4 protein-coding genes and 1 pseudogene are annotated in these 2719 nt (G+C 68.2%); 3 read left to right on the forward strand and 2 right to left on the reverse strand.

What is annotated here, in order from left to right; translation table 11 throughout:
* On the reverse strand, positions 1 to 370 hold a 370-nt coding region (locus BDIM_RS00705; RefSeq protein WP_040344460.1), incomplete at its 3' end, for a response regulator transcription factor.
* Positions 371 to 730, reverse strand: a complete 360-nt coding sequence (locus BDIM_RS00710) for a hypothetical protein (RefSeq protein WP_040344462.1) — start codon at positions 728 to 730, stop codon at positions 371 to 373.
* Positions 731 to 977: 247 nt separating this feature from the next.
* On the opposite strand from BDIM_RS00710, the gene BDIM_RS00715 reads away from it, so the two are divergent.
* The 3 genes and pseudogenes from BDIM_RS00715 to BDIM_RS17740 all read left to right on the forward strand — a co-directional run.
* Positions 978 to 1358, forward strand: a complete 381-nt coding sequence (locus tag BDIM_RS00715) for a hypothetical protein (RefSeq protein ID WP_003163649.1) — start codon at positions 978 to 980, stop codon at positions 1356 to 1358.
* 122 nt (positions 1359 to 1480) lie between these two features.
* A complete protein-coding gene (gene ygfZ / locus BDIM_RS00720) occupies positions 1481 to 2269 on the forward strand; it encodes a CAF17-like 4Fe-4S cluster assembly/insertion protein YgfZ (protein WP_003163650.1) in 789 nt (262 codons plus the stop codon).
* Between the two features lie 110 nt (positions 2270 to 2379).
* Positions 2380 to 2719, forward strand: a pseudogene (locus BDIM_RS17740) (hypothetical protein); the annotation flags it as partial.

Consider the following 2719-nt stretch of genomic DNA (forward strand, 5'->3'; position numbering starts at 1 on the left):
CCGCATGGCCGGCCGAGCGACGCAGCAGGGCGCGCAGACGCGCCAGCAGTTCTTCCGTATGGAAAGGCTTGGTCAGATAGTCGTCGGCCCCGGCGTCGAAGCCCGCCACCTTGTCCGACCATGCGCCGCGCGCCGTCAGGATCAGCACCGGCGTCGCCTTGCCCTCGCGGCGCCAGCGCTCCAGCACCGACACGCCGTCGATCTTGGGCAGGCCCAGGTCCAGCACCACCACGTCATAGGGTTCGGTGTCGCCCAGGAACCAGGCTTCCTCGCCGTCCGGGGCGTGGTCGACGGCGTATCCGGCGTCGGTCAGGGCGGTCTTCAGCTGGCGCGACAGATCGACGTCGTCCTCGACAAGCAGAACCCGCATTCAGTCGTCCCCGCGAACCCGGCCGGAGCGGCCGTCAACCTGGATGTCCGACACGCGGCCGCCCGGATATTCCCAGCGCACCACATAGTCGCCGCCGCGCTCCTGCACGCCCAGCATCCGGCCGGGACGGCCCGACTGGACACGGCGCGCCACGTCGCCGGGATTGGCGCGCGGGCCGCTGTCGCCGCGCGGCATGTCGCGCAGGCCTTGCCCCGGATAGTTCGGTCCGGAGGAGCTGCGGAATTGCTCCCGGCGATCATCGTCGCGATCCCGGTCGCGGCCGCGCGACTGAGCCGCCGCGTCCGTCAACGGGACGAGGGCGATCAGGCCAGCCAAAAGAAGGGCTCGAATACGCATCATGGATCGCGGTCTAAACCAGGGCCTCTGAACAGCGGCTGAACGCGCAGTCTACCGGCGTTCAGTCCAAAGAGGAACGTCGAGGGATGGAATCTCCGTCGCGGTTTCACACGCGAACCGCCCAGCATGACCACAATGTCACGCTGATGAACCCTATCTGAAGCGCGCCGTTCAGACGCGGCTCAGGCGCGGCGGGGTCATCTGGCGTCAACGCAGCCGATCGGTTGCGTCCAGATGAAGGAGCCCGACCATGGCCAAGTTCAAAACCCTGATGATCCCCGTCCTGGCCGCGACGACGGCCGCCGTCGCCATCAGCGCCGCCTTGCCCGCCGCCGCGCAATCCTATCGCCACGCGCCAGTCTACGAGAGCCGCCACGACGGCTGGCGGTCGATCCACCAGCGCAAATACAATCTGGACCGCCGCATCGACCAGGGCGTCCACACCCGCCAGCTCAGCGTCCGCGAGGCCAGCCGCCTGAAGAGCGAACTGAACAGCCTGGTGCGGCTGGAGCGCGCCTATCAGCGCGACGGCCTGAGCCGCCGCGAACGCATGGAGCTGGATCGCCGCTACGACGCCCTGTCGGCCAAGGTCCGCTATGAGCGCCGCGACCACAACGGCCGCCGCTGGTAAGCCGGACAGGCGCCGATCTTCGAGAGGCTGCGGGAGACGTCCCGCAGCCTTTTTCGCGTCTGCTCCACTTAAGGAGGGCGGCCGGGCTGGAGGACGACGCCCCGCCTGCCTATCTTGGCCTTATGTCCATCGCCCGTCTTGATAGTCGCGCCCTGATCCGCGTCAGCGGCCCCGACGCCCGCCCCTTCCTGCACAATCTGCTGACCCAGGACGTGGAGACCCTGCAGCCGGGCGAGCTTCGCTTCGGCGCCCTGCTGTCGCCGCCGGGACGGCTGCTGTTCGACCTGTTCATCTGGGGCGAGGAGGACGGCGTCGTCCTGGACGTCGCGGCCGAGCGGCGCGACGCCCTGGTCCAGCGGCTGAGCCTCTACAAGCTGCGCGCCCAAGTCGAGGTCATGCCCATCCCTGACGCGGTCTTCGTCGCCTGGGGCGTGGATGTTCCCGAGGGCTTCGTCGCCGACCCGCGCCTGCCCGGCCTGGGCGGCCGTCGCTGGGGCGATCAGAGCGAGACCGACGCGGTCGAGGCCGACTGGCAGGCGCATCGCCTGACCCTGGGCGTGCCCGATCCGACCCAGGACGCCCTGATGGACAAGACCTATCCGATCGAGGCGGACTTCGACCTGCTGAACGGCATCGACTTCCACAAGGGCTGCTTCATCGGTCAGGAGACGACCTCGCGCATGAAGCGGCGCGGCACGATCAAGAACCGCATGATGGCCATCACCTTCGAGGGCCCCGCTCCCGAACGCGGCGTCGAGGTGCTGAAAGGCGAACTGCGCGCGGGGGAAGTCATGACCGGCGCCGAGGGACGCGCCATCGCCTTGATGCGGCTGGACCGCATGGACGGCGATCTGACCGTCGAGGGCCGCCCCGTGCGGGTCGAGAAGCCTGACTGGATCCCTGATTTGTAAGGGAAAATCCGACAGAACGGAAAATATGCTTGTCGCGATGTAAAAGTCGCTTGACGAAAACACGACCTCATTGGTAAAGCTCACTTGTCAACACGACAGGGGAGCTTGTCATGAACACCGAAATCACCACCGCCGCCGGCGCCGTCGCCGCCGACAAGAAGAAGTTGGACGACCTGACCGTCGTCCTGTGCGCCCTGACCGTGGTCGGGGTCAGCGCGGCCTCCGCCACGCCGTTCTGGCCTGAAGCCTGGGGCCGCGCGCCGTCGATCGGCGTCGTCGTCCTGGCCGCCGGGCTGGCCGTCTTTCTGGCCCTGCACACCCTCTACTGGTGGCGCGCGCTGGATGAGGCCGCCAAGGAAGCCCACAAATGGGCCTGGTGGTGGGGCGGCAACCTGGGCTTCATCGGCGGCGGCGCGGCCGTCGTCATCGCCGCCCTCGCAGGGGTGAACC

Origin of the sequence: Brevundimonas diminuta ATCC 11568 (assembly GCF_000204035.1) — a bacterium.
GTDB lineage: Bacteria > Pseudomonadota > Alphaproteobacteria > Caulobacterales > Caulobacteraceae > Brevundimonas > Brevundimonas diminuta.

Bases quoted from the DNA above. Each gene is read 5' to 3' on its own strand.
- ygfZ (WP_003163650.1), top strand. From the start codon at position 1,481: ATGTCCATCGCCCGTCTTGATAGTCGCGCCCTGATCCGCGTCAGCGGC.
- BDIM_RS00715 (WP_003163649.1), top strand. From the start codon at position 978: ATGGCCAAGTTCAAAACCCTGATGATCCCCGTCCTGGCCGCGACGACG.
- BDIM_RS00710 (WP_040344462.1), bottom strand. From the start codon at position 730: ATGATGCGTATTCGAGCCCTTCTTTTGGCTGGCCTGATCGCCCTCGTC.